At 69.9% G+C, this 24,220-nt stretch carries 21 protein-coding genes; 17 read left to right on the top strand and 4 right to left on the bottom strand.

From position 1 onward, the window contains the following. Positions 1 to 91 precede the first annotated feature (91 nt). The 4 genes from secD to LR394_RS36300 all read left to right on the top strand — a co-directional run bounded on the left by secD (position 92) and on the right by LR394_RS36300 (position 6,493). Positions 92 to 1,996, top strand: a complete 1,905-nt coding sequence (secD, locus tag LR394_RS36315; protein WP_231449227.1) for a protein translocase subunit SecD — start codon at positions 92 to 94, stop codon at positions 1,994 to 1,996. Then, the gene (gene secF / locus LR394_RS36310; protein WP_231449226.1) at positions 1,996 to 3,174 is read left to right on the top strand and encodes a protein translocase subunit SecF; all 1,179 of its coding nucleotides are present in this window, start codon (positions 1,996 to 1,998) and stop codon (positions 3,172 to 3,174) included. Before secD ends, secF begins: the two co-directional genes overlap by 1 nt. After that, entirely contained in the window at positions 3,171 to 3,716 is a 546-nt protein-coding gene (locus LR394_RS36305) for an adenine phosphoribosyltransferase (protein ID WP_331283127.1), read from the top strand. Before secF ends, LR394_RS36305 begins: the two co-directional genes overlap by 4 nt. A gap of 533 nt (positions 3,717 to 4,249) precedes the next feature. Continuing rightward, complete coding sequence (locus LR394_RS36300; RefSeq protein ID WP_407937190.1) at positions 4,250 to 6,493, top strand: RelA/SpoT family protein; 2,244 nt, start codon at positions 4,250 to 4,252, stop codon at positions 6,491 to 6,493. 107 nt (positions 6,494 to 6,600) lie between these two features. On the opposite strand, the gene LR394_RS36295 is transcribed toward LR394_RS36300, so the two are convergent. From LR394_RS36295 to LR394_RS43450, 3 genes are all read right to left on the bottom strand, one after another. After that, the gene (locus LR394_RS36295; protein WP_231449225.1) at positions 6,601 to 7,176 is read right to left on the bottom strand and encodes a hypothetical protein; all 576 of its coding nucleotides are present in this window, start codon (positions 7,174 to 7,176) and stop codon (positions 6,601 to 6,603) included. A gap of 157 nt (positions 7,177 to 7,333) precedes the next feature. Continuing rightward, entirely contained in the window at positions 7,334 to 8,584 is a 1,251-nt protein-coding gene (locus LR394_RS36290; RefSeq protein ID WP_231449224.1) for a DUF349 domain-containing protein, read from the bottom strand. 85 nt (positions 8,585 to 8,669) lie between these two features. After that, the gene (locus LR394_RS43450) at positions 8,670 to 9,554 is read right to left on the bottom strand and encodes a peptidylprolyl isomerase (RefSeq protein WP_231449223.1); all 885 of its coding nucleotides are present in this window, start codon (positions 9,552 to 9,554) and stop codon (positions 8,670 to 8,672) included. Positions 9,555 to 9,724: 170 nt separating this feature from the next. Here LR394_RS43450 and LR394_RS36280 point away from each other — a divergent pair, with 170 nt between their 5' ends. Beyond that, positions 9,725 to 10,423 (top strand): MBL fold metallo-hydrolase, encoded by a 699-nt coding sequence (locus LR394_RS36280; protein ID WP_231449222.1) that lies wholly within the window; start codon positions 9,725 to 9,727, stop codon positions 10,421 to 10,423. Positions 10,424 to 10,447: 24 nt separating this feature from the next. Here the strand turns inward: LR394_RS36280 and LR394_RS36275 are convergent, their stop codons facing one another. After that, on the bottom strand, positions 10,448 to 11,623 hold the full coding sequence (locus tag LR394_RS36275) for an Rv2578c family radical SAM protein (RefSeq protein WP_231449221.1): 1,176 nt from the start codon (positions 11,621 to 11,623) through the stop codon (positions 10,448 to 10,450). Positions 11,624 to 11,761: 138 nt separating this feature from the next. Here LR394_RS36275 and aspS point away from each other — a divergent pair, with 138 nt between their 5' ends. The 12 genes from aspS to LR394_RS36215 all read left to right on the top strand — a co-directional run bounded on the left by aspS (position 11,762) and on the right by LR394_RS36215 (position 24,175). After that, the gene (gene aspS, locus LR394_RS36270; protein ID WP_231449220.1) at positions 11,762 to 13,570 is read left to right on the top strand and encodes an aspartate--tRNA ligase; all 1,809 of its coding nucleotides are present in this window, start codon (positions 11,762 to 11,764) and stop codon (positions 13,568 to 13,570) included. 139 nt (positions 13,571 to 13,709) lie between these two features. Further along, positions 13,710 to 14,030 (top strand): hypothetical protein, encoded by a 321-nt coding sequence (locus LR394_RS36265; protein WP_231449219.1) that lies wholly within the window; start codon positions 13,710 to 13,712, stop codon positions 14,028 to 14,030. 137 nt (positions 14,031 to 14,167) lie between these two features. Next, positions 14,168 to 14,563, top strand: coding sequence for a hypothetical protein (locus LR394_RS36260; protein WP_231449218.1), 396 nt, complete (start codon positions 14,168 to 14,170; stop codon positions 14,561 to 14,563). Between the two features lie 100 nt (positions 14,564 to 14,663). After that, positions 14,664 to 14,930, top strand: a complete 267-nt coding sequence (locus tag LR394_RS36255) for a hypothetical protein (RefSeq protein ID WP_231449217.1) — start codon at positions 14,664 to 14,666, stop codon at positions 14,928 to 14,930. Between the two features lie 164 nt (positions 14,931 to 15,094). After that, on the top strand, positions 15,095 to 15,958 hold the full coding sequence (locus tag LR394_RS36250; protein ID WP_231449216.1) for a hypothetical protein: 864 nt from the start codon (positions 15,095 to 15,097) through the stop codon (positions 15,956 to 15,958). 568 nt (positions 15,959 to 16,526) lie between these two features. Beyond that, complete coding sequence (locus tag LR394_RS36245) at positions 16,527 to 17,966, top strand: replication-associated recombination protein A (protein WP_231449215.1); 1,440 nt, start codon at positions 16,527 to 16,529, stop codon at positions 17,964 to 17,966. 159 nt (positions 17,967 to 18,125) lie between these two features. Beyond that, complete coding sequence (locus LR394_RS36240) at positions 18,126 to 18,488, top strand: DUF948 domain-containing protein (RefSeq protein ID WP_231449214.1); 363 nt, start codon at positions 18,126 to 18,128, stop codon at positions 18,486 to 18,488. An 8-nt stretch (positions 18,489 to 18,496) separates the two neighbouring features. Beyond that, positions 18,497 to 18,871 carry a DUF6167 family protein gene (locus tag LR394_RS36235; protein WP_231449213.1) on the top strand — a complete coding sequence of 125 codons (375 nt, stop codon included), beginning with the start codon at positions 18,497 to 18,499 and terminating at the stop codon, positions 18,869 to 18,871. Between the two features lie 112 nt (positions 18,872 to 18,983). Next, a complete protein-coding gene (gene alaS, locus LR394_RS36230; protein WP_231449212.1) occupies positions 18,984 to 21,656 on the top strand; it encodes an alanine--tRNA ligase in 2,673 nt (890 codons plus the stop codon). 8 nt (positions 21,657 to 21,664) lie between these two features. After that, complete coding sequence (gene ruvX, locus LR394_RS36225; protein ID WP_269330351.1) at positions 21,665 to 22,174, top strand: Holliday junction resolvase RuvX; 510 nt, start codon at positions 21,665 to 21,667, stop codon at positions 22,172 to 22,174. A gap of 13 nt (positions 22,175 to 22,187) precedes the next feature. Further along, the gene (gene mltG, locus LR394_RS36220; RefSeq protein WP_231449210.1) at positions 22,188 to 23,327 is read left to right on the top strand and encodes an endolytic transglycosylase MltG; all 1,140 of its coding nucleotides are present in this window, start codon (positions 22,188 to 22,190) and stop codon (positions 23,325 to 23,327) included. 2 nt (positions 23,328 to 23,329) lie between these two features. Then, positions 23,330 to 24,175 (top strand): shikimate dehydrogenase, encoded by an 846-nt coding sequence (locus LR394_RS36215; RefSeq protein ID WP_231449209.1) that lies wholly within the window; start codon positions 23,330 to 23,332, stop codon positions 24,173 to 24,175. Positions 24,176 to 24,220: the final 45 nt, after the last annotated feature.

The raw sequence follows: 24,220 nt of genomic DNA, 5'->3' as shown, positions 1-24,220 counted from the left end.
CCCGCCGTTCACCGACAGACAAGACGAGAAGAGAGCCGCAACCGTGGCACGATCCGGCAACGCCTCCCGACCAGGTCGGGCTCTGCTGTTCATGGTCGCAATCCTGGCCGTCGTGTATGCCGTGGTCGGCATCCGCACGGTGACCTCGGACGGTGGCTGGACCCCGGCCCTGGCCCTCGACCTCGAGGGCGGGACCGAGATCATCCTCGAGCCCAGGCCGCTGAACGGGGAGAACATCACCCCGACCAGTGAGCAGCTCAACGAGGCCGTGAACGTGATCCGCCAGCGGGTCGACGGCTCTGGGGTCTCCGAGGCCGAGATCACCACGCAGAGCGGCAAGAACATCGTCGTGTCGCTGCCCGGGAACCCGGACGAGGAGACCCGGAACCTGGTCAAGCAGTCGGCCCAGATGAACTTCCGGCCGGTGCTGATCGCCGCGGCCGTGGGCATGCCCACCACCACGCCGACGGAGTCGGCCGGTGACGAGGACGCGGAGACCGGCGCCACCCCGTCGGCCTCGGCCACTCCCAAGGCCGACGGGGCCGACCAGGCCGACAAGGACAAGGCCGAGAAGACGGACGAGAAGTCCGAGGAGTCCGACGAGAACAACAGGGTGGTCCCCCAGGGGCTGAAGGCCGCTGCCACCCCCACCACCGAGCCGACTGGCTCGGCTTCCGCCTCGGCCGACACCGAGACCCCGGCCACCGAGACGCCGGCCACCGCCGACCCGTCCACCGGGACCGCCTCCGACCTGGCCCAGATCACGCCCGAACTGCAGCAGCAGTTCGAGGCCGAGACCTGCCAGGACCTGACCAAGATCCAGAGCACCGACGTCGACCCGGCCAAGCCGATGGTCACCTGCGAGCAGGACGCCTCGTTCAAGTACATCCTCGGCCCGGTCGAGGTGCCCGGCTCGGACATCAAGACCGCTTCGGCAGGCCTGGGGACGAGCCAGAGCGGTGTCAGCACCGGTGCCTGGGTGGTGAAGCTGGAGTTCAACTCCGAGGGGGCCGACAAGTTCGGTGAGGTCACCGAGCGACTGTTCAACCTGTCCGGCGCTCAGAACCAGTTCGCCATCGTGCTCGACCAACTGGTGGTCTCCGCGCCGCAGTCCAATGCGGTGATCCGGGACGGCAACGCCGAGATCTCCGGCAACTTCAACCAGGACAGCGCTCAGCTGCTGGCCCAGCAGCTGAAGTTCGGCTCGCTGCCGGTCTCGTTCCAGGTGCAGACCGAGAACCAGATCTCCGCCCTGCTGGGTGGTGAGCAGCTGCAGCGCGGCCTGCTGGCCGGCCTGATCGGCCTGGTCCTGGTGGTGATCTACTCGCTGCTGCAGTACCGGGCCCTGGGTCTGGTCACCATCTTCAGCCTCGGCATGGCCGGGGCGCTGACCTACGGCCTGGTGGTGCTGCTCGGCGAGACCGAGGGCTACCGGCTGAGTCTGGCCGGGGTCACCGGTCTGATCGTGGCCATCGGTATCACCGCCGACTCGTTCATCGTGTACTTCGAACGGGTCCGCGACGAGGTCCGCGAGGGCCGGCCGCTGCAGTCCGCGGTCGAGGCCGGCTGGAAGCGCGCCCGGCGCACCATCCTGGCCTCCGACGCGGTCAACTTCGTCGCCGCGATCGTGCTGTACCTGGTCGCCGTCGGCGGGGTCCGCGGTTTCGCCTTCACCCTCGGCCTGACCACGCTGATCGACGTCATCATCGTGTTCCTGTTCACCAAGCCCGCGGTCACGCTGCTGGCCCGCACGCACTTCTTCGCCGGCGGCCACGCGCTGTCCGGCTTCAGCGCCAAGCAGCTCGGCCGGCCCAGCGCCTACGCCGGCCGAGGCCGCACCCGCACCGCCCCCGCCGTCAGTGGGGGTTCCGACAGCATCGCCGCCCGCCGGGCCGCCGCGGCCCGAGGTGATGCCGCCGAACCAGAGCCCGGCGATCCCGGAGGCTCGTCCAGCCAGGACCACGTCACCACTTCGGGCTCGGGGAGGAACTCCTGATGTTCAGCTTCGCCGCCTTCGGTAACGACCTGCACTCCGGCAAGCGCTCGTTCGACTTCGTCGCCAAGCGCAAGATCTGGTACGCGATCGCCGTCGCCATGGTCGTCGGCTCGATCCTGTCGCTGGCCCTGATCCGGCTGAACCCCGGCATCGAGTTCCGCGGGGGCTCGGAGTTCCAGCTCTCCTCGGTCGCCGACACCAGCACCATCACCGGTTCCGACGCGGTCAGCTCGGTCGTCGACGGCGCCGAGGCCCGGGTCACCGTGGTCGGTGACTCCGGGGTCCGGGTGCAGACCGAGAAGCTCACCCCGGCCGAGACCGAGGAGGTCCGGGCCGCGCTGGCCGAGGCCTACGACGTGCCGGAGGGCGACATCACCTCCAGCTTCGTGGGGGCCAGCTGGGGCAGCGACGTCACCAAGAAGGCCGTCCAGGGTCTGCTGATCTTCGTGGTCCTGGTCGGGGTGATCATCGCCGGGTACTTCCGCACCTGGAAGATGTCGGTGGCCGCGCTGATCGCGCTGTTCCACGACCTGATCATCACCGCCGGCCTGTACGCGCTGACCGGTTTCGAGGTCACCCCGGCCTCGGTGATCGGGTTCCTCACCATCCTCGGCTACTCGCTGTACGACACCGTGGTGGTCTTCGACAAGGTCCGGGAGAACACGGAACGGGTCACCGCCTCCACCCGGCGCACCTTCGAGGAGGCCGCCAACCTGGCGGTCAACCAGACCCTGGTGCGCTCGGTGAACACCTCGGTGGTGGCGCTCCTGCCGGTCGCCTCGATCCTGTTCATCGGCGCCTTCGTGCTCGGCGCGGGCACCCTGAAGGACATCTCGCTGGCGCTGTTCATCGGGATCGCGGCCGGTACCTACTCCTCGATCTTCATCGCCACCCCGCTGCTGGTCGACCTGCGCCGGCGTGAGCCGGAGATCGTCGCGCACACCCGCAAGCTGCTGAAGAAGCGCGCCGAGGGCACCGCCCCGGCGGCCGGCTCGGTGCCGGACTTCGGTACCCCGGACGACGCGGACGAGGACGAGGACCGTCCCGCGGTCGGGGCCGGAGTCGGCGGTGGGAGCGCGGTCGTCAACGCCACACCCGCACCTTCGCGGCGGGGGCCGGCCACCCGGAAGGAATCGTCCGGTCAGCGGGCCCAGCCGAAGCGGGGCAAGCGCCGGTGACCGGGGACCAGACCCTCCTGAAGACACTGGAGACGGGTATCCGGGACATCCCGGACTACCCGTCCCCGGGGATCCTGTTCAAGGACATCACCCCGCTGCTGGCCGACCCGGCGCTGTTCGCGAAGGCGGTCGACGCCCTCGCGGCGGCGCACCGGCCGGGCAGCGGGGCCGAGGTCGACGTGGTGGCCGGGGTCGAGGCCCGGGGCTTCATCTTCGGCGCCGGGGTGGCCCTGGCGCTGGGGGTGGGCTTCGTGCCGATCCGCAAGAAGGGCAAACTGCCGTACGCCACCGTCTCGGCCGAGTACACGCTGGAGTACGGCACGGCGGTGATCGAGGTGCACGAAGACGCGGTGCGACCCGGCCAGCGCGTCCTGCTGCTGGACGACGTGCTGGCCACCGGTGGCACCGCCGAAGCCGCGGCCGGTCTGCTGGAGCAGGTCGGGGCCGAGGTGGTGGCCCTGTCGTTCCTCGTCGAGCTGGGATTCCTGGGCGGGCGGGACCGGCTGGCCGGCCGTCAGGTGAATTCTTTGCTGCATTACTGAGGGCAGGCTTTTCTGCCCTTTCGGGCGTACGGTCCCTTTTGTTTAACCTAGCGTGATGTATTCAACACGTAATGCTCGAGTCGGGCGGTTAGTCAAGAACGAAAGGGACCGTTACCCGCAGAATCGGGAATGAATCGGTCTCCGGTACCGCTGGTAGTGGCTGCGAGGCAAGCTCAAGGCAGGCTCTGAGCTTGCCGAGAGGCGAGGCACGGGAGCTTCACGGGCCCTACACTCGTCCAGCAAGAGTCTCCACGCGAGACGTACGACGTCGGGAGGATCGGGTGTCCGAAGAGGTCGCAGCGAGGGTTGCGCGTCAGGCGCGCCCCGAAGGGCGGGAGGGCCGCCCTGTGCTGTCGACCGTGAAGGACCAAGAGAGCACCACCGAGACGGCTGGGCAGAGCCCTTCGGTACCGGCTCCGGCCGCTCGCCCCGACTCCACCGGCAGTTCCGCCGAACCGCAGCGTTCGGCCACCGCCCCGCGCGCCGTCGAACCGCGTCCGCGTTCCAGCGAACCGCTGGTCTCGCCGGTCCGGGTGTTCTCCCGGATCGCCCGGCTCGGCGCCGCCTCCCGCAACCCCAGCTCGCCGCTGCTGGAGCCGTTGCTGCGCAGCGTGCGCAACGCGCACCCGAAGGCCGACGTCACGGTCATCGAGAAGGCCTTCCAGGTGGCCGAGAAGGCGCACTCGGGGCAGAAGCGCAAGAGCGGTGACCCGTACATCACGCACCCGGTGGCGGTCGCCCAGATCCTCGCCGAGCTGGGGATGACCCCGGCCACCCTGGCCGCCGCGCTGCTGCACGACACGGTGGAGGACACCGACTACGCGCTGGCCGACCTGCGGGCCGACTTCGGCGACGAGATCGCCATGCTGGTGGACGGCGTCACCAAGCTCGACAAGGTCAAGTACGGGGATGCGGCCCAGGCCGAGACCGTGCGCAAGATGGTCGTGGCGATGTCCAAGGACATCCGGGTGCTGGTGATCAAGCTCGCCGACCGCCTGCACAACGCCCGCACCTGGCGCTACGTCCCCGCGCACAAGGCCGAGAAGAAGGCCCGCGAGACCCTGGAGATCTACGCCCCGCTGGCGCACCGGCTGGGGATGAACACGATCAAGTGGGAGCTGGAGGACCTCAGCTTCGCCACGCTCTGGCCCAAGGTGTTCGACGAGATCGTGCGCCTGGTGGCCGAGCGCGCCCCGGCCCGGGAGGACTACCTGGCCCAGGTCCGCGAGCAGGTCTCGGCCGACCTGCGGGCCGGCAAGATCAAGGCGGTCGTCTCCGGCCGGCCCAAGCACTACTACTCCGTGTACCAGAAGATGATCGTGCGCGGCCGCGACTTCGCCGACATCTACGACCTGGTGGGCATCCGGGTCCTGGTCGACTCGGTGCGCGACTGCTATGCCGTCCTGGGCGCGCTGCACGCGCGCTGGAACCCGGTCCCCGGCCGGTTCAAGGACTACATCGCGATGCCCAAGTTCAACATGTACCAGTCGCTGCACACCACGGTGATCGGTCCCGAGGGCAAGCCGGTCGAGATCCAGATCCGGACCCACCAGATGCACCGCCGGGCCGAGTACGGCGTGGCCGCGCACTGGAAGTACAAGGACGACGCGAACGGCATGACCGGCACCGGGACCGGCAACGCCACCGACATGACCTGGCTGCGCCAGCTGCTGGACTGGCAGCGCGAGACCACCGACCCGGGCGAGTTCCTGGAGTCGCTGCAGTTCGAGATCCAGGCCCAGGAGGTGTACGTCTTCACGCCGAAGGGCGACGTGGTGGCGTTGCCGGCCGGATCCACCCCGGTGGACTTCGCCTACGCGGTGCACACCGAGGTGGGGCACCGGTGCATGGGGGCCAGGGTCAACGGCCGCCTGGTGCCGCTGGAGAGCGCGCTCGACAACGGCGACGTGGTCGAGGTGTTCACCTCCAAGACGGACGCCGCGGGCCCCAGCCGCGACTGGCTGAACTTCGTGCACAGCCCGCGGGCCAAGAACAAGATCCGCCAGTGGTTCTCCAAGGAGCGCCGGGAAGAGGCGATCGAGTCCGGCAAGGACGCGATCACCAAGGCGATGCGCAAGCAGAACCTGCCGATGCGCCGCCTGCTCACCCATGAGGCGCTGATGGGCCTGGCCACCGAACTGCGCTTCCAGGACGTGTCGGGCCTGTACGCGGCGGTCGGCGAGGGGCAGATCTCGGCCGGGCACGTGGTGCAGAAGCTGGTCGACTCGGCCGGCGGCGAGGCCGGGACCGAGGAGGACCTGGCCGAGACGGTCACCCCGATGCGCCCGCGCCGGCCGCGGATGGGCGACCCGGGCGTGGTGGTGAAGGACGTCGAGGACGTCTGGGTCAAGCTGGCCCGATGTTGCACCCCGGTGCCGGGCGACCCGATCATCGGCTTCGTCACCCGGGGGTCCGGGGTCTCGGTGCACCGGGAGGACTGCAACAACGTCACCGGGCTGCGCGAGGAACCCGACCGGATCGTCCAGGTCGAGTGGGCGCCGAACCAGGCCAGCGTGTTCCTGGTCCAGATCCAGGTCGAGGCGCTCGACCGCAACCGGCTGCTGTCCGACGTGACCAGCACGCTCTCGGACGAGCACGTGAACATCCTGTCGGCGAACGTGACCACCTCGCGGGAGCGGATGGCGATCTCCCGCTTCACCTTCGAGATGGCCGACCCGGCTCACCTGGGCCATGTCATCGCGGCGGTGCGCCGGGTGGACGGGGTGTTCGACGCGTACCGGATCACCGGGCGCCGCAGCGACACCGACCTGGACTGAACCAGCACGAAACCGGAGTCGGCAGTTCGGCCGGCTCCGGACGTCCGTAAGTACGCAACCCGGCGCTGGCCACCCAGGCCAGTTCGAGCGTCCTCAAAGCAAGAAACTCAGCGCAGTTCTGACCACTCCCGCACCACTTCCCGGGCCACCGCGGCGCCCCGCGCGTAGGGCATGAACGACAGCAGGTCGAGGACCTGGGGCGGATGCACGTCGTGCAGTTCCTGGAGCAGCCGCAGCAGGGCAAGCGCCTGATCGCAGGGGAGATCACGGGCGACGTCCGCCGCGGTCCGCACCGGGCGGGTCACCTGCAGGGTCTCGATGGTCTGCAAATGCTCGGTAGGTACGTCGATCTGCCGCGCCCGAGCCGTTTTCAGGCGCGGGGAGCGGCGATTGCGGCCGATGATCAGGTCCAGCCTCTGCGGGCCGGCTACCGGATCCGCCCACGAGCCGGTGAGAATCCATGCTGCAGTAGCGAACCCGACCGCCCGGCCGCGATGGGCCGCAGTCTCCCACTCGCCGAGTTTCTCCCGCACCGCCAGAGCCCTGATCTCCGGGGTGACCGGGGTCAGCGGCGAGACCACCACCAGATCAAGCACTTCCCGGGCCAGCCCGTCGCGCAGCAGCGCATCGCGCTCGTCCAGCCCGGAGACCAGCAAAGGTCCTTCAGCGTCACGCATTTCCACCTGAGCAAGGCTGCCTGGTCGCAGACCCTACTCGCGTGTTGCCAAGCGGGCCTGTGGATGAGTGGCTGGTCTCGCCGACCCGGGCACTGTGGAAAACGCGAACGGCGCCCGCCCCAGAGCTTTTCGCTCCGGACGGACGCCGTTTCGGTGGGAGTGCTCAGTCGGTGAACTCGCTCATCGCCTGCTGAGCCTGCTCGAGCCAGGCGCGCCGGGAGGCCAGCGACTGCTCGAGTTCCTTGATCTTGCGCGCGTTACCCGAGGCCTGGGCCTTGGCCAGGTCGGCCTCGGCGTCGGAGATGGTGCGCTCGAGCTGGGTGACCATGTCGCTCGCCCGGGCCTTGGCCTCGGGGTTGGTGCGCTTCCACTTGTCCTGCTCGGCGTCCCGCACGGCCTGCTCGACCCGGCGCAGCCGGCCCTCGATCCGCTGCATGTCGTTGCGGGGCACCTTGCCCGCCTCGTCCCAGCGCACCTGGATCTCCCGCAGCGCGGCCTTGGCGGCGGTGATGTCCTTCACCGGCAGGATCCGCTCGGCCTCCTCGGCCAGCTGCTCCTTGACCTGCAGGTTGCCCGCGAACTCGGCGTCCAGCGCGGAGTTCGCGTTCTGCCGGGCCGAGAAGAACGCGTCCTGCGCGGCCCGGAACCGCGACCACAGGGCGTCGTCGTCCTTCTTCGCGGCCCGGCCGGCCGACTTCCAGCGCGCCATCAGGTCGCGGTAGGCGGCCGCCGTGTTGCCCCAGTCGGTGGAGGTGCTCAGCGCCTCGGCCTCGGAGATCAGCTCCTCCTTGACCGCCTTGGCCGCGTGCCGCTCCTCGTCCAGCGCGCCGAAGTAGTGCCGGCGCTTACGGTCGAAGGTGGTGCGGGCGTGGCTGAACCGCTTCCACAGCTCGTCCTCGGTGTGCTTGTCGAGGCGCGACTCCTTCTGCAGGCGGCGCCACTCGTCGAACAGCTCCCGCAGCCGGTCACCCGAGCTCTTCCAGGGAATCCGCTGCGGGTCGGCCCCGGCCAGTCCCTCGGCCTCCTCGACCAGCTTGGTGCGCTCGGCGACGATCGCCGCCCGCGCCTCCTGCTTGGCCCGCTGGGTCTCCTCGCGCAGGTGCTCCACCGCCGGGGCCAGCCCGGTCAGCCGGGTGAGCAGCCCGTCCAGGTCACCCACGGCGTTGGCGTCCTTGATGGACGGCTCGAGCCGCTTGATGGTGGTCTCGGAGTCCGCGGGGGAGACCTGCCCGGCCTTGACCCGCTGCTCCAGCAGGCTCACCTGCGCGGCCAGGTCCTCGTACTTGCGCACGAAGTAGGCCAGCGCCTCGTCCTGGCTGACACCCGGGTACTGGCCGACCTTGCGCTCCCCGTCGGCCGTCCGCACCCAGACGGTGCCGTCCTCGTCCGCGCGGCCCCATACTTGTCCGGTCACGATCTCACGCCTTCTGCTTCGCCACCCATGTAAAACCCGTATGCCTTGCTAGCCCCGTGAATGCTGCCCGGCCTTGCCTTTCGTCTCATCCGGACACCTTGGTCGAGACGATCGACACGGCCGACACCGGTGCGCCGTCCCCGGTGCCCGTGCTCTCCCCGCCCTCGGCGACCTGCTGCACCACGTCCAGGCCCTTGGTGATCTTGCCCAGCACGGTGTAGCCGCCCGCGGCGTCGTCCGGGATGTCGGTGTCGCCGTAGACCAGGAAGAACTGGCTGCCCATGCTTTCACCGTCGCCACCGGCCCGGGCCATCGCCACCGTTGCGCTCTCGTACGTGTGGAACTTGGTGCCGCCGGACTCGAAGGTCTTGCTCGGCTCGTTCTCGATCGGCCCGTAGCTGTAGCCCGGGCTGCCGGTGCCGGTCCCGGTCGGGTCACCGCACTGCAGCACCTCGAACCGCTCGGCCGTGGTCAGCCGGTGGCAGGGCGAGCCGTCGTAGAACCCGTCCCGGGCCAGCTGGATCATCGAGGAGACGGCCTGCGGCGCGGCCTTGCCGTCCAGCGTGATCTGGATGTCGCCGCAGGTGGTCTTCATCTCCAGCGTCCAGTCCTTGCCCTCGGCCAGGCTCTGGTCCGGTACGGCGTCGAACTGCTTCGGGCTGTCCGGGGCCTTGACCTCCACCGCCGGGCACGTGGACTTCGCCGTGCTCTGAGCCGAGGCATCCGGACCGGACGAGGCCGGCTGCGAGGCGGCGGGAGTGCTGCCGGCCTGTGGCGCCGTCTCGTCGTCGGAGCTCTCGTTCATCAGCAGGAACGCCACGACCATCACGACCACGACGAGCAGCGCACCGCCCCCGACGGCCAGTCTCTGCCGGACCTGCCGGGTGTGCGCATGTCTCGAAGCCTGTCGTTCCTGCCACTCCTCGTAACGACGCTTCTCGTACGCGCGCTCCCGATTCTTCGGGGTCACGTGCTTCCCTCCAGCTGTTGTAGCCCCTGCCGCGGGTCACCCGTTAGGCAGTCTAGGGGGTACAGGGTGTGCGATCGGCGCAGTGAGCTGCCACGACGTGCCGAGCGGTGGACGGTAGCGCATCTGCCGCCCTGATCGGGGCCGAATCGGGTGGCCAGTAGGCTCGGAGAATGCTCGTGCTCGGGTTCCCCTCAGAGGTGTTCGGTACCAACTGCTACATCCTCGCCCCGGCGGCGGGTGAGGAGTGCGTGATCGTCGATCCCGGGGTTGCGGTGCTCGAGCAGCTCTCCGAGGTCCTGCGCGAGTACCGGCTGAAACCGGCGTCGGTCCTGGTCACGCACGGCCACATCGACCACGTGTTCTCGGTGACCCCGGTCTGCGGGGCGCACGGGGTGGCGCTGAGCGTGCACGGGGACGACCGGTACCGGCTGCGGGATCCGCTCAGTTCGCTGCCCGAGGCGTTCGGCGACATGCTGCGCCAGCAGTACGGCAAGACCGGCTGGAAAGAACCGGACGACATCCGCACCATCGCCGACGGGGAACGGCTGTCGCTGGCCGGGTTGGACCTGGGTGTGGTGCATGCGCCCGGGCACACCGAGGGTTCGGTGATGTTCAGCCTGGACGGGCTGCCCGAGGGGATGGCGGCCGAGGCCGGGCTGACCTCGACGATGCTGAGCGGCGACGTGCTGTTCGCGGGCTCGGTCGGCCGGACGGATCTGCCGGGTGGGGACCCGGAGGCGATGAACCGTTCGCTGCGGGAGCGGGTGCTGCCGTTGGACGACGCGACGCTGGTGCTGCCCGGGCACGGCGGGCCGACGACGATCGGGCGCGAGCGCCGGGACAACGAGTTCCTGCGGGCCGTGATGTAGACGGGGTTTCCGGCTGAGGACGCTCTACAGCAGTGTGAGTTGTTCGCGGGCCGGGGTGCCGGAGGAGTTTGCGGCGGCGGGCAGACTGCCGGTGGGAAAACGGCTTTCGGGGTCTCCCGGGATGCCGTCCATACCGGCGCCTCGGCCGGCCGAAGTTGCCCGGTCGATGCCGGAGGTGGGCCCGCTGTTGCTGATCCCGTGCCGGCGGAGCAACGGCTGCACCCGGCCGCCCAGCCACTGGCGGTACTCCTTGGACGCGTAGGCACCCTTGCCGTACAGCTCGCGATAGCGCCGGACCAGCTTGGGGTGCTCGCGCTGCAGCCAGGTGAAGAACCACTCGCGGGCGCCGGGCCGAAGGTGCAGCGGCACCACCGTGACTCCGGTGGCTCCGGCCCCCGCCAGCCGGCCGATCGCCTCGTCGAGATGCTCCTCGGAATCGGTGAGCCAGGGCAGGACCGGCGCCAGGAACACCCCGCACGGCAGCCCGGCGGCCCGGGCGGCGCGGACCACTTCCAGCCGGGCCCTGGGACTGGGAGTGCCCGGTTCCAGACTGCGGTGCAGCGACTCGTCCCAGATCGCGATGGACAGGCCCAGCCCGACCGGCACCGCGGCCGAGACCTCCTGCAGCAGCGGCAGATCGCGGCGCAGCAGACCGCCCTTGGTCAGGATGGAGAACGGGGTGCCCGACTCGGCCAGCGCCCGGATCACCCCGGGCATCAGCCGGTAGCGGCCCTCGGCGCGCTGGTACGGATCGGTGTTGGTGCCCATGGCCACGTGCTCGCGCGACCAGGACGGCCGGGCCAGCTCGCGCCGCAGCACCTCGGCCAGGTTGAGCTTGACCACGATCTCGCTGTCGAACCCGGCCCCGGTGTCCAGCTCCAGGTAGGAGTGCGTGCCTCGGGCGAAGCAGTACACGCAGGCATGAGAGCACCCGCGATAGGGGTTGAGCGTGTACCGGAACGGCATGGGTGAGCCGGGCGGAACCTGGTTCAGCGCGCTGCGGGCGGCCACCTCGTGGAACGTGATGCCCGTGAACTCCGGCGTGGTGACGGTGCGCAGCAATCCACTGATCGCCCGCATTGCCGGAGCGTCCAGGCCAGGTAGCGCTGAAGCGTCGGGCAGCGCCGGAGCCGCCCCCGGACCGGTCCCTCCGATCGGTCCGGGGACGGCACCGCCGACCCGCTGTCCGTCCCAGCGCATGCCCGCATTCGAACATATGTTCGAAGCAAAGAGCAAGCGCGGCGCGCGCGGGCGGTAACCCGCGTGAACCCGGCCGCGTGCGTCCGTAGAATCGCGTGCGTCCAATCAGGATCAGACTTACTTTCGAGAGGCCTCACCGTGCTGCGCACCCATACGGCCGGATCCCTGCGGTCCGGCCACGTCGGCGAAACCGTCATCCTCACCGGATGGGTCGCCTCCCGCCGGGATCACGGCGGGGTGGCGTTCGTCGACCTGCGGGATGCCTCCGGCGTGGCCCAGGTGGTCGTCCGCGACGAGTCCGTGGCCCACGGCCTGCGCTCGGAGTTCTGCCTGCGGGTCACCGGTGAGGTCTCGCCGCGGCCCGAGGGCAACGAGAACCCGGCCCTGGCCACCGGTGCGATCGAGGTGATCGCCAGCCAGGTCGAGGTGCTCAACGAGTCCGCCCCGCTGCCGTTCCAGCTCGACGACCACATCGAGGTCGGCGAGGAGACCCGGCTCAAGTACCGCTACCTCGACCTGCGCCGCAGCGGCCCGGCCGCGGCCATCCGGCTGCGCAGCAAGGTCAACCAGGCCGCCCGCAACGTGCTGCTGGACCAGGACTTCGTCGAGATCGAGACGCCGACCCTGACCCGTTCCACCCCCGAGGGCGCCCGCGACTTCGTGGTGCCGGCCCGGCTGAAGCCGGGTTCCTGGTACGCCCTGCCGCAGAGCCCGCAGCTGTTCAAGCAGCTGCTCATGGTCGGCGGGATGGAGCGCTACTTCCAGATCGCCCGCTGCTACCGCGACGAGGACTTCCGGGCCGACCGCCAGCCCGAGTTCACCCAGCTCGACATCGAGATGTCGTTCGTCGAGCAGGACGACGTGATCGCGGTCGGCGAGCAGATCGTCACCGCGCTGTGGAAGCTGATCGGCCACGAGATCACCGCGCCGATCCCGCGGATGACCTACGCCGACGCGATGGCCCGCTACGGCTCGGACAAGCCCGACCTTCGCTTCGGCAACGAGCTGGTCGACATGACCAAGTACTTCGCCGGCACGCCGTTCCGGGTGTTCCAGTCCGAGTACGTGGGCGCGGTCGTGATGCCCGGTGGCGGCTCGCAGCCCCGCCGTCAGCTGGACGCCTGGCAGGAGTGGGCCAAGCAGCGCGGCGCCCGCGGTCTGGCCTACGTGCTGATCGCCGAGGACGGCACGCTGTCCGGCCCGGTGGCCAAGAACATCTCCGAGGCCGAGCGCGCGGGCCTGGCCGAGGCGGTCGGCGCCCAGCCGGGCGACTGCGTCTTCTTCGGCGCCGGCATCACCTCCGAGGCCCGGGCCCTGCTCGGCGCCGCCCGGCTGGAGATCGGCAAGCGCTGCGGCCTGATCGACGAGAACCGCTGGGAGTTCGTCTGGATCGTCGACGCCCCGCTGTTCGAGCCGGCCTCGGCCGCGGTGGCCAGCGGTGACGTGGCGGTCGGCTCGGGCGCCTGGACGGCCGTGCACCACGCCTTCACCTCGCCCAAGCCGGAGTGGATCGAGAAGTTCGAGTCCGACCCGGGCAACGCCCTGGCCTACGCCTACGACATCGTCTGCAACGGCAACGAGATCGGCGGTGGGTCGATCCGTATCCACCAGCGCTCGGTGCAGGAGCGGGTGTTCAAGATGATGGGCCTGAGCGAGGAGGACGCGCAGGAGAAGTTCGGCTTCCTGCTCGACGCCTTCAAGTTCGGCGCCCCGCCGCACGGCGGTATCGCCTTCGGCTGGGACCGGATCGTGATGCTGCTGGCCGGTGCCGAGTCGCTGCGTGAGGTGATCGCCTTCCCGAAGAGCGGCGGCGGCTACGACCCGCTGACCGCCGCCCCGGCGCCGATCACCAAGGCCCAGCGCAAGGAGGCCGGGGTGGACTTCGTGCCGTCGAAGCCGAAGGCCGAGGGCGCTGCTGATCAGGGTGAGCCGGCCGCGAAGGCCTGAGTTACCTCCAGACAGCCCGGTTGAGTCCGGCTCGCAGATGGTTGCGGGCCGGACTCACCCGTTTGCCCCTTCTTCCGGGGGCGATCATTGCCCGATCCTGATGTGAGGGGGCTCACAGGTTCACGAAGTGGGGGTAGGCATGAACACGATCCGGAAGTGGGCGCTGCGGGTGCTGGGCTTCGGTCTGGTCGGCGCGCTGGCGGTCTGGGCCTGGTGCGCGGCCGGTGGGGAACTGCTGCCCGGTCTGGTGGGAACCGCAGTGCTGATGGGCGGGGCGATCCTGTGCCGGGACCGGTCGGCCGGCCGCGGACCGTCGCGTCGGGTGGCCCGGCCGGGATCCCCGGCGGCCGGTAGCCGTCGGGATCAGATGTACCAGCCGGGAAACGGGGTGATCCACAATGTCCCGGTGTACTCCGACGGCCTGAGCGGGGGCGCCGACGGAGGGGGCTCCAGCAACTGATCAGGATCGATGAGGTCCCGGCCCGCACAATGCGGGCCGGGACTTTCTGGCTTTGCTGCCTCGGTGCTGCCCTTGGGGGATCGGAACGCGTACTGCGCCCGTAGGTTCTTTGGGCAGTTCTCGGCAGAGGGGGAGCGATGGACCGTAAGACGCAGGTGCTGATCCTAGAAGTGATCTTCGCCGTCCTGGCCGGCCTGACCAGCGTGGTGGTCGGCGCCGAGCCCGAAGTGGCGGTGCTGATCACGGCGGTCGCCTTCGTGAGCGCGTTCGTGGTCGGCTCGATCTGGGAGCGGCAGTCCACTCGCGCCCCTGGGCCCACCGGCGGACGTCGGTCGTCGGGTTCGCGGGGAAGCTCGGGTTCTACCGGGGTCACGGGCAGTACGGGGATCGCCAGCACTACAACTGGGGACGTCGGTGGGTACGACGGCGGGGGCGGCCACAGTTCCAGCGGTGGTGGGCACAGCTCGGGTGGCGACGCCGGTGGCAGCAGCGGTGGGGGAGGAGACGGCGGTGGGGGCGGCGGTTCCTGGTAATTCGTTCTGATTGCGCCGAACTTTCTCGATCCCCTCTGCATCTCAGTAGAGGTAGAGAGAAACCGGGCAGGAAGCCCGACGGCGCTCAGGAGGAGTAGAGATGGCTCGCACACGACGCAGGAACAGCCCGGTCCCGTTCATCCTCGCTCTGGCGGTCGGAATCGCCGCCGTAGCTGCCGGCGTGCATGTAGGCGTGGCCATGGTGGTGGGGATCGCCGCCTACCTGCTCGGGCTCACGGTCTTCCCGTCGGCCCGCAGGTCCTCCCGGCGCGGCAACCCGTCCACCGCCAACGGCGGTAACGGTGGTTCCGACAGCGACGGCGGTTGGGATGGTGGCGGCGACAGCGGTGGGGGCGGCGGCGAGTAATTCAACTGAGGTCCCCCAGCCCCTAGGGGCCGGGAGTTACCCCCAAGGTGTGGTCGCCTGACTGGGTGACCGCACCGTTCGGGGTGGCGGCGACTGCTCGCACTGTCCCCTCTTCGGGCCTCTAGGGTGATGCTCATGAGACACGTCTGCCCCAGGAGTTCGCGGTGAGCGCGCGGCTGCGTCGCTGCCTGATCGTCGCGGTGGCCGTCCTGGTCCTCGTGGTGGTGGTCAACCTGCTGCTCGGCAACGGCATCGTTCCCGGCCTGGTCCTCGGGGTGGTCGCGGGCGGGCTCTCGTTCGGGATCGAGTGGCTCCTGAACAACCGGCGTGACGAGAACACCCGGCCCGACGGGCGCGGGCGAGTTGATCAGCGCACCCGGCCCGATGAGAACGTTCGGCCGGACCAGCGCGGCCGAGGTGACGACGGTGTTCGGCCTGAGGCGGACAACAGGCCTTCCGGGCAAAGCGGGGACAACGAGTCTTACGGGCCCGGCGAACCGGGGGAGTCCAGCACGCCTTACGAGAACGCCAGGCCCGGTGAGTACGGCAGGGCGTACGGAAGCAGCGAGCCTGGCGCGTCCGACGTGACTGACGAGGACGCCAAGCGCGGTGAGTACGGCGGGCCGTACGGAAGTGGCGGGCCCGGCGGGCACGGCGCGACTGACGAGGGCGCCAGGTCCGGTGAGTACGGCAGGGCGTACGGAAGTGGCGGGCCCGGCGGGTACGGCGTGACTGACGAGGGCGCTAGGTCCGGTGAGTACAGCGGGCAGTACGGAAGTGGCGGGTACGACGTGACTGGCGAGGACACCAGGCCTGGCGAGTACGGCAGTGGCCAGCCTGGCGGGTACAGCGAGACTCCCCAGAACACCAGGTCCGGTGGGTACGGCAGGGTGTCCCGAAACAGCGAATCCGGCGAGCCCAGCCAGCCTCATGGGCACGACGGGCCTTACGGGCACGACGGGGCAGGCGAGCAGGGCCGGCGTGGCGCGCGTGGTCGGCGGCGGGACGAGTCGCAGGGCCGGTTCTGAGCCAGACCGGTCTGAGCCTGGCCGGGGTCGGGTCAGGGTTGCTTCCGAGCCGGGCCGGTTCGAGCCTGGCCAGTTCTGAACCGGTCCGCTCTGGGCGGCCCAGTTTCTCAACCAGGCCGAGCACTGAGCCAGGCCGAGCACTGAGCCGGGCCGAGTGCTGAGCCGGGCCGAGTGCTGATCTAGGCCGAGTGCTGAGCCAGGCCGGTTTCGAGTCAGGCTGCTTCTGAACCTGGTGCGACGGCCACGAACGTTCACCGGGTGACCGGTTGCGCGGGCCGGATCCGGTACCGGGTGAACTTGGTGTTGCCCCAGCGCTCTTTGTTCCCCCACTGCTGGACTGAATGGCCTGGCGTGGAACCGGTCAAGGTTCGTGGTCGCCGCACCAGCCAACTCTGAACCGACTTCGTTCTGAGCCGGGCCCAGCCCTGAACCCTGAACCCTGAACCGGACCCAACCCTGAACCAGGGCCCCGTTCTGGACTGGCTCGAGTCGCCTGAATCGACGTGAGGCATCCGGACCCGCTCCCGCCGTTCGGGTTCTGTCGGTGGCGGCGGATAATCTGCGATCGATGGCCGATCTGTTCACTTCCGACAACGCGGCGGCTCCCGAACCTGGGGCCTCCGCGGCGTTCAACCCTGTCCGCCCCGGCAGCCTCGGCCACGCCGGTTCCGGTGACCGTCCTCCGCTCGCGGTGCGGATGCGTCCCCGCGCACTCGACGAACTGGTGGGGCAGGGGCATCTGCTCGGTCCTGGTTCGCCTCTGCGCCGCCTTGCCGAGGGTGCCGACGGGCTGGCGGGCCCCGCGTCCGTCATTCTCTGGGGTCCACCCGGTGCCGGGAAGACCACCCTTGCCCACGTCGTCTCCAACACCGGTGGCCGCCGGTTCGTCGAGCTGTCGGCGGTCACGGCCGGAGTGAAGGACGTGCGGCGGGTGATGGAGGAGGCGCGTGAGCTGCGCGACCGGTCCGAGACCCGCACCGTTCTCTTCCTGGACGAGATCCACCGGTTCACCAAGTCCCAGCAGGACGGTCTGCTGCCGGGGGTGGAGAACCGCTGGGTGATCCTGGTGGCCGCCACCACCGAGAACCCCTCGTTCAGCATCATCTCGCCGCTGCTGTCGCGCTCGCTGCTGCTGACCCTGCGCCAGCTCGAGGACCAGGACATCGAGGCGCTGCTGCAGCGGGCGGTGCAGGACGAGCGCGGGCTGAACGGCACGGTCCGGCTCGGCGAGGAGGCGGCGGCCGCCCTGGTCCGGCTGGCCACCGGAGACGCCCGCCGGGCGCTGACCTCGCTGGAGGCCGCCGCGGGCAGTGCGCTCAGCCGGGAGCGGGTCAACGCCGACGGCGAGGTGGCCGAGATCCCCGAGATAACGGTGACGGATGTCGAGCAGGCCGTGGACAAGGCGATGGTCCGCTACGACCGGGAGGGCGATCAGCACTACGACATCACCAGTGCGCTGATCAAGAGCATCCGCGGGTCCGACGTGGACGCGGCGCTGCACTACCTGGCCCGGATGGTCGAGGCCGGGGAGGATCCGCGGTTCATCGCCCGGCGGCTGATGATCGCGGCCTCCGAGGAGATCGCGATGGCCGACCCGAGCGCCCTGCAGGTGGCGGTGGCGGCGGCCCAGGCGGTGCAGATGATCGGGATGCCCGAGGGCCGGATCGTGCTGGCCCAGGCCACCGTGCACCTGGCCATGGCGCCGAAGTCGAACGCCTCGTACATGGCGCTGAACGCGGCCACCCAGGACGTGCGGGCCGGGCTCGGCGGGCCGGTGCCGCCCGATCTGCGCGACGCGCACTACACCGGGGCCAAGAAACTCGGCCACGGGCGGGGGTACAAGTACGCGCACGACCATCCGCACGGGGTGGTGGCGCAGCAGTACCTGCCGGACGACCTGGCCGGCCGGGAGTACTACGCGCCCACCGACCGGGGAGGAGAACGGGGTATGGCCGAACGTCTGGCCCGGCTGAGATCGATGCTGCGAGGAGGCGGCCGGCGGCGCTGACCCCCGTCACCCGTTCGCGGGACACGGGTGTCGCGCAACCACCGGGACGGCGGTACCGCCGGTCCACGATAGGGTCAACCCCGTTCGGCCGGGATCTGTCCGGTTTTCCGTGCTCCCCGCCGACTGCGAATCCTCAGCGGGCGATGAAAGGGATAACTCATGGTGGGCGACATCGCCGGGCTGATCGCAGCCATAGCCTTCGTCCTCCTGGTCGGCGTGATCGCGATCCCCCTGATCAAGCTGGGCAAGGTGCTGGACGAGACGCGCAACACGGTGCGCAGCCTCTCCGACGGCGCCCTGCCGCTGCTGTCCGAGGTCACCACCACCGTGGCCTCGACCAACCAGCAGCTGGGCAAGGTCGACACGATCACGAACAACGTGGCCCAGGTGTCCACCAACGTCTCCGCGCTGACCGCCCTGTTCGCGGCCACGCTCGGCTCGCCCGTGGTCAAGGTCGCCGCGTTCACCTACGGCGTGCGTCAGGCGATCGGGGGCCGCAAGGCCGCCGGCAAGCGGAGGTGAGCTGAACGATGGCCAGGCTCTTCTGGATCGCGGTCGGCGCCGGTGCCGGCGTCTACGCGGTGCGCAAGCTGACCAAGACGGTCGAGCAGTACTCCCCGGCCGGGATGAGCGACTCGTTCTCCTCCTCGCTGGCCTCGTTCGGCGACGGCCTGCGCGAGGTGGCCGAGGTGATCCGCGAGGGCATGGCCGAGCGGGAGCAGGAGTTGCGTTCCGCCCTGGGTGTCGACGCCTCAGGTGCTCCGGCGATGGACCCGCGGACTGCACAATCGCTGATGGACGACCCGACCGGGCCGTCGCGCGGCGCCCGCCCCGGCGCGTACCCCCGGTACGACGACGAGGACGAGTTCGGCTTCGACCAGCCGGGCAACCCCAGAAACTACTGAGCATCCCGGAAAACCCCTGGCCGGGACCGGCGCCCGCCGGGCACGGTGAACTTCTCAGGCACCATCCGGGAACCGCGATGCGAATCGCACTGTGACGCGAAAGGTCAGATCCATGGAGACGGCAGAGATCCGCCGCCGCTGGCTGCGGTACTTCTCGACGCGTGGGCACACGGTCGTGCCGAGTGCTCCGCTGCTGTACGACGACCCGACCCTGCTGTTCGTGAACGCCGGCATGGTCCCCTTCAAGCCCTACATGCTGGGCCAGGAGACACCGCCGTACGAGCGCGCCACCAGTGTCCAGAAGTGCATCCGCACCCTCGACATCGACGAGGTCGGCAAGACCAGCCGGCACGGCACGTTCTTCCAGATGAACGGCAACTTCTCCTTCGGCGACTACTTCAAGGAGAAGGCGATCGAGCTGGCCTGGGAGCTGATCACCCGGGACCAGTCCGACGGCGGTTACGGCCTGGACGAGTCCCGGCTGTGGGTGACCGTGCTGCAGGGCGACGATGAGTCGCGCGGCCTCTGGAAGCGGATCGCCGGCCTGCCGGACGAGCGGATCGTGCAGCGCGGCCTGGCCGACAACTACTGGCACATGGGCGTTCCCGGCCCGGGCGGCCCGTGCAGCGAGATCTACTTCGACCGGGGCGCGGAGTTCGGCCCGGACGGCGGCCCGGAGGCGGACGAGGACCGCTACCTGGAGATCTGGAACCTCGTCTTCATGCAGGAGATGCTGAGCGAGGTCCGGACCAAGGTCGACTTCGACGTCGAGGCCCCGCTGCCGTCGAAGAACATCGACACCGGCATGGGCCTGGAGCGGATGGCCTCGCTGCTGCAGGGCGTGGACAACCTCTACGAGATCGACGAGGTCTTCCCGGTGATCGCCCGGGTCGAGGAGATCACCGGCAAGCGCTACGGCGCGAACGCCCAGGACGACGTCCGGATGCGGGTGATCGCCGACCACGTGCGCAGCGGCCTGATGCTGATCGGCGACGGCGTCACCCCCTCCAACGAGGCGCGCGGCTACGTGCTGCGCCGGCTGCTGCGCCGGGTGATCCGCTCGGTCCGGCTGCTGGGCGTGCAGGACGCCTCGATGACCGACCTGCTGACCGTGTCCAAGGACCGGATGGCCCAGTCGTACCCCGAGCTGGAGACCAACTTCGCCCGGATCAGCCAGATCGCCCAGGCCGAGGAGCAGGCGTTCACCCGCACGCTCAGCGCCGGCACCACGATCCTGGACACCGCGGTGGCGACCGCGAAGACGGCCGGTGAGAAGACGCTGTCCGGTGAGCGGGCGTTCCAGCTGCACGACACCTACGGCTTCCCGATCGACCTGACCCTGGAGATGGCCTCCGAGCAGGGCCTGAGCGTCGACCACGACGGCTTCCGCCGGCTGATGGCCGAGCAGCGCAACCGGGCCAAGGCCGACGCCAAGGCCAAGAAGGTCGGCCACGCGGACACCTCGGTGTACCGCGAGCTGCGTGAGCCCGGGATCACCGAGTTCACCGGTTACCGCGAGCTGTCCACCGACTCCACCGTGCGCGGCCTGATCCTGGACGGCACCCGGGTGGAGACGGCCGACAAGGGCCAGACCATCCAGGTCGTGCTGGAGCGCACCCCGTTCTACGCCGAGTCCGGTGGCCAGATCGCCGACGAGGGCGAGATCACCGCGGACGGCGCCAAGCTGCGGGTGCTCGACGTCCAGCGCCCGGTCAAGGGCCTGATCGTGCACACCGTCGAGGTCGCCGAGGGCACCATCCGCTCCGGCTCCGACGTGCTGGCCAGCGTGGATCGCGAGTGGCGGCTGTCGGCCTGCCAGGCGCACTCCGGCACGCACGTGGTGCACGCCGCGCTGCGCCAGGTGCTCGGCCCCACGGCGCTGCAGAGCGGTTCGTACAACCGGCCCGGCTACCTGCGGCTGGACTTCGCCTGGACCTCGGCGCTCGACGCGGCCGTCCGGGAGGAGCTGGAGCAGGTCGCCAACCTGGCGCTGCGCTACGACTACCCGGTCTCGGCCACCTACATGCCGATCGCCAAGGCCCGCGAGATCGGCGCCCTGGCGCTGTTCGGCGAGACCTACGACGAGGAGGTCCGCGTCGTCGAGATGGGCGGGGCCTGGTCGCGGGAGCTGTGCGGTGGCACGCACGTCGAGCACAGCTCGCAGATCGGCGCGGTCACGCTGATCGGGGAGTCCTCGATCGGCTCCGGCACGCGCCGCCTGGAGGCTTACGTCGGCCTGGACGCGCTGCGCTTCCTGGGTCGCGAGCGGGCCCTGGTCAGCCAGCTCACCGAGGCGCTGAAGGTGCGCCCGGAGGAGCTGCCGGAGCGGGTCAGCACGCTGGTGGCCCGGCTGCGCGAGGCCGAGAAGGAGCTCGAGAAGGGCCGTCGTCAGGCGCTTCTCAACTCGGCCGGAGCCCTGGTCGAGGCGGCTGCGGATGTCAACGGCGTGTCTGTCGTGGCGCACGACGCGGGCCCGGTCGACCCGGCCGACGCCCGGGCGCTGGCGCTGGACGTGCGCGGCCGGATCGCTGCTTCCCGGGCCGGTGTGGTCGCCGTCGCGGCGGTCGCCAAGGAGCGCCCGGTCGTGGTCGTCGCCACCAACGAGGAGGCCCGGGCCCGTGGGGTCAAGGCCGGCGAGCTGGTCCGCGAGGCGGCCAAGGTGCTCGGTGGCGGCGGTGGCGGCAAGGACGACGTGGCGCAGGGCGGTGGGACCGACGCGACCAAGATCGCCGAGGCCCTGCAGCGGATCCAGGCCGTCGTCGCCGAGCGATCGGCCGGCAGCTGAACCACGAGATGCGCTCCGGGGTACGCCTCGGCGTGGACGTCGGAAGCGTCCGGGTGGGCCTGTCCCGCTCGGACGTCTCCGGCCTCCTGGCCACCCCGTTGGAGACCGTGCAGCGGGTCGACGGTGATGACTCTCACTACGGTCGGATAGCACAGATAGTCACCGAACTAGCGGTCTGTGAGGTAATCGTCGGGCTGCCGCGCTCACTTTCCGGTGCTGAGGGGGCAGCGGCCGGGCTTGCGCGCGCGTACTCTGTCGAAGTCGCCCGTCGAGTGGCCCCGGTCCCGGTGCGCCTCGTCGACGAGCGGCTGAGCACCGTGACCGCACATCAGCAGCTTCGGCAGGCTGGTGTGAAAGGACGCAAGCGCCGCCCGGTCGTCGATCAGGCGGCGGCGGTGGTGATCCTGCAGTCGGCCCTGGACAGCGAGCGCGCGTCCGGCCGGCCGCCCGGGACACCGGTCGTCCTGGAAGCAGACCCGGATGGTCCGGGTCCTGGCCATGGAGAGGCACTGACGTGAGCGAGGCTGCGGCGTGAGCGATACCTCGTCGCTGCATGACGTGCTCCCCGGGGGTTTCTCCGGGGCACCGCCCGGCCGCCGCCGGGCCGGCCGGCAGCAGCGTAAGCGTCGTAAGCAGCGTCGTCGCCGGACCACCACGGTCCTGCTGGTGTCGCTGGTGGTCGCCGGGGGCGGGGTCTACGGGGCCTACCTGGCGATCTCACCGATCGTCGAGCGGCTGACCGAGCCGAAGGACTACGCGGGACCCGGATCCGGTGAGGTCCTGGTGGTCATCCCGGAGGGTGCCTCGGGCCGGGTGATGGCTCAGGAACTGGCCGACAAGGGTGTGGTGAAGACCCCGGTGGCCTTCATCGACGCGGTCGCGGCGGACAAGCGCGGGGCCGGTATCCAGCCGGGCAACTACAACCTGAAGCTCGAGATGTCGGCCGCCGGCGCCCTGGACATCCTGGCCGACCCGGCCAACCGCATCGTCGCCAAGGTAACCATTCCGGAGGGCACGCGGCTGGCCGACGCGCTCAACGTGATCGCCAAGAAACTCGACCTGGACCCGAAGGAGTTGCGCGCGGCCGCCGAGTCCGGCGACATCGGCCTGCCCAAGGCGGCCAAGGGCAACCTCGAGGGTTTCCTGTACCCGGCCACCTACGAGTTCGGCCCGGACGTGACGGCCGAGTCGGCCCTCGCGCAGATGGTCAAGCGCGGGCAGCAGACCTACGACAAGCTCGGGATCCCGGACAACAAGCTGCGCAAGGTCGTGATCGAGGCCAGCCTGCTGGAGGCCGAGGCCGGCACCGAGCAGTACATGGGCAAGGTGGCCCGGGTCATCGAGAACCGGGTGCAGTCGGGCATGAACCTGCAGTTCGACTCCACCGTCAGCTACGCCACCGGCAAGTTCAACGTGACCACCACGCCCCAGGACCGGGAGAGCAACAGCCCGTACAACACCTACAAGTTCCCGGGCCTGCCGGCCGGGCCGATCAGCAACCCGGGTGAGGCCGCGCTCGCAGCCGCGCTGAACCCGACTCCGGGCAAGTGGAAGTTCTTCGTCACCACCAACCCCGACACCGGTGAGACGAAGTTCGCCAACGACTTCGCCCAGCACCAGGTGTACGTGAAGGAGTTCCAGGCCTGGTTGCAGGCGAACCCGGGCAACTGACCGTGGGTGAACTTCGCCGTGCGGCAGTGCTGGGCAGCCCGATCGCGCACTCGATCTCCCCGGCACTGCACCGCGCCGCCTATGACGCGCTGGGCCTGGACGACTGGCGTTACGACGCCTTCGAGCTGAACGAGGAGACGTTCGGGGCCTGGTTCACGCAGCTCGGGCCGGAGTGGTCCGGTCTTTCGCTGACCATGCCGCTGAAGCGGGTGGTGGTGCCGTTCCTGGCCGAGGTCACGCCGCTGGCCGCGGCGGTGGGGTCGGTGAACACGGTGACCTGGACGCCCGCGGGTGAGCCGGTGGGTACAAACACGGACGTCTACGGCTTGGTTCAGGCGTTGCGTTCGGTCGGAGTGGTAGCCCCGGTGAAATCCGCGTGCATCGTCGGCGCCGGCGCCACGGCGTCTTCCGCTGTGGCGGCCCTGGCCGAACTGGGTTGCCAGGACGTGGTGGTGCTGGCCCGCTCGGCCTCCCGGGCTGCGCAGTTGCTCGCGCTGGCGTCCGAGTTGGGGCTGACCGCCCGGGTCGGCGCGTTGGACGAGCACGACACTGTCCTGTCAGCAGAAGCTGTGGTGGTCACGCTCCCCGGCGACGCAGCGGGAGCGTGGGCAGACGCTTTGCGTCCGGCCGCGGCGGGACAGCAGCCCACTGGGCCGATGCTCGATGTCTCCTACCATCCGTGGCCCACCAGAGCAGCCCAATTGTGGACGTCGGTGGGTGCGGCTTCGGTGGGTGGTTTCGAGATGCTGCTTCACCAGGCGGCCGAGCAGGTGCGGCTGATGACCGGCCTGACCGCTCCGGTCGAGGACATGCGGGTGGCGGGGGAGAAAGTACTCGCTTCCCGCTGATGGCTTGAGAACCGCTGGGGCCGTCCGACAGGGCAGGCGTGAGCA

This window comes from Kineosporia babensis (assembly GCF_021129305.1).
Taxonomy (GTDB): domain Bacteria; phylum Actinomycetota; class Actinomycetes; order Actinomycetales; family Kineosporiaceae; genus Kineosporia; species Kineosporia babensis.
Note: the sequence above shows the minus strand (reverse complement) of the source record. Positions and strands in the feature narration are given on the sequence as shown.

Excerpts from the sequence above, each read along its gene's own strand:
- secD (WP_231449227.1), top strand. The coding sequence starts at position 92 with ATGGTCGCAATCCTGGCCGTCGTGTATGCCGTGGTCGGCATCCGCACG.
- LR394_RS36240 (WP_231449214.1), top strand. The coding sequence starts at position 18,126 with ATGGTGGGCGACATCGCCGGGCTGATCGCAGCCATAGCCTTCGTCCTC.
- LR394_RS36275 (WP_231449221.1), bottom strand. The coding sequence starts at position 11,623 with ATGCGCTGGGACGGACAGCGGGTCGGCGGTGCCGTCCCCGGACCGATC.
- ruvX (WP_269330351.1), top strand. The coding sequence starts at position 21,665 with ATGCGCTCCGGGGTACGCCTCGGCGTGGACGTCGGAAGCGTCCGGGTG.
- LR394_RS36280 (WP_231449222.1), top strand. The coding sequence starts at position 9,725 with ATGCTCGTGCTCGGGTTCCCCTCAGAGGTGTTCGGTACCAACTGCTAC.
- LR394_RS36245 (WP_231449215.1), top strand. The coding sequence starts at position 16,527 with ATGGCCGATCTGTTCACTTCCGACAACGCGGCGGCTCCCGAACCTGGG.
- LR394_RS36235 (WP_231449213.1), top strand. The coding sequence starts at position 18,497 with ATGGCCAGGCTCTTCTGGATCGCGGTCGGCGCCGGTGCCGGCGTCTAC.
- LR394_RS36255 (WP_231449217.1), top strand. The coding sequence starts at position 14,664 with ATGGCTCGCACACGACGCAGGAACAGCCCGGTCCCGTTCATCCTCGCT.
- LR394_RS36260 (WP_231449218.1), top strand. The coding sequence starts at position 14,168 with ATGGACCGTAAGACGCAGGTGCTGATCCTAGAAGTGATCTTCGCCGTC.
- alaS (WP_231449212.1), top strand. The coding sequence starts at position 18,984 with ATGGAGACGGCAGAGATCCGCCGCCGCTGGCTGCGGTACTTCTCGACG.
- secF (WP_231449226.1), top strand. The coding sequence starts at position 1,996 with ATGTTCAGCTTCGCCGCCTTCGGTAACGACCTGCACTCCGGCAAGCGC.
- LR394_RS36265 (WP_231449219.1), top strand. The coding sequence starts at position 13,710 with ATGAACACGATCCGGAAGTGGGCGCTGCGGGTGCTGGGCTTCGGTCTG.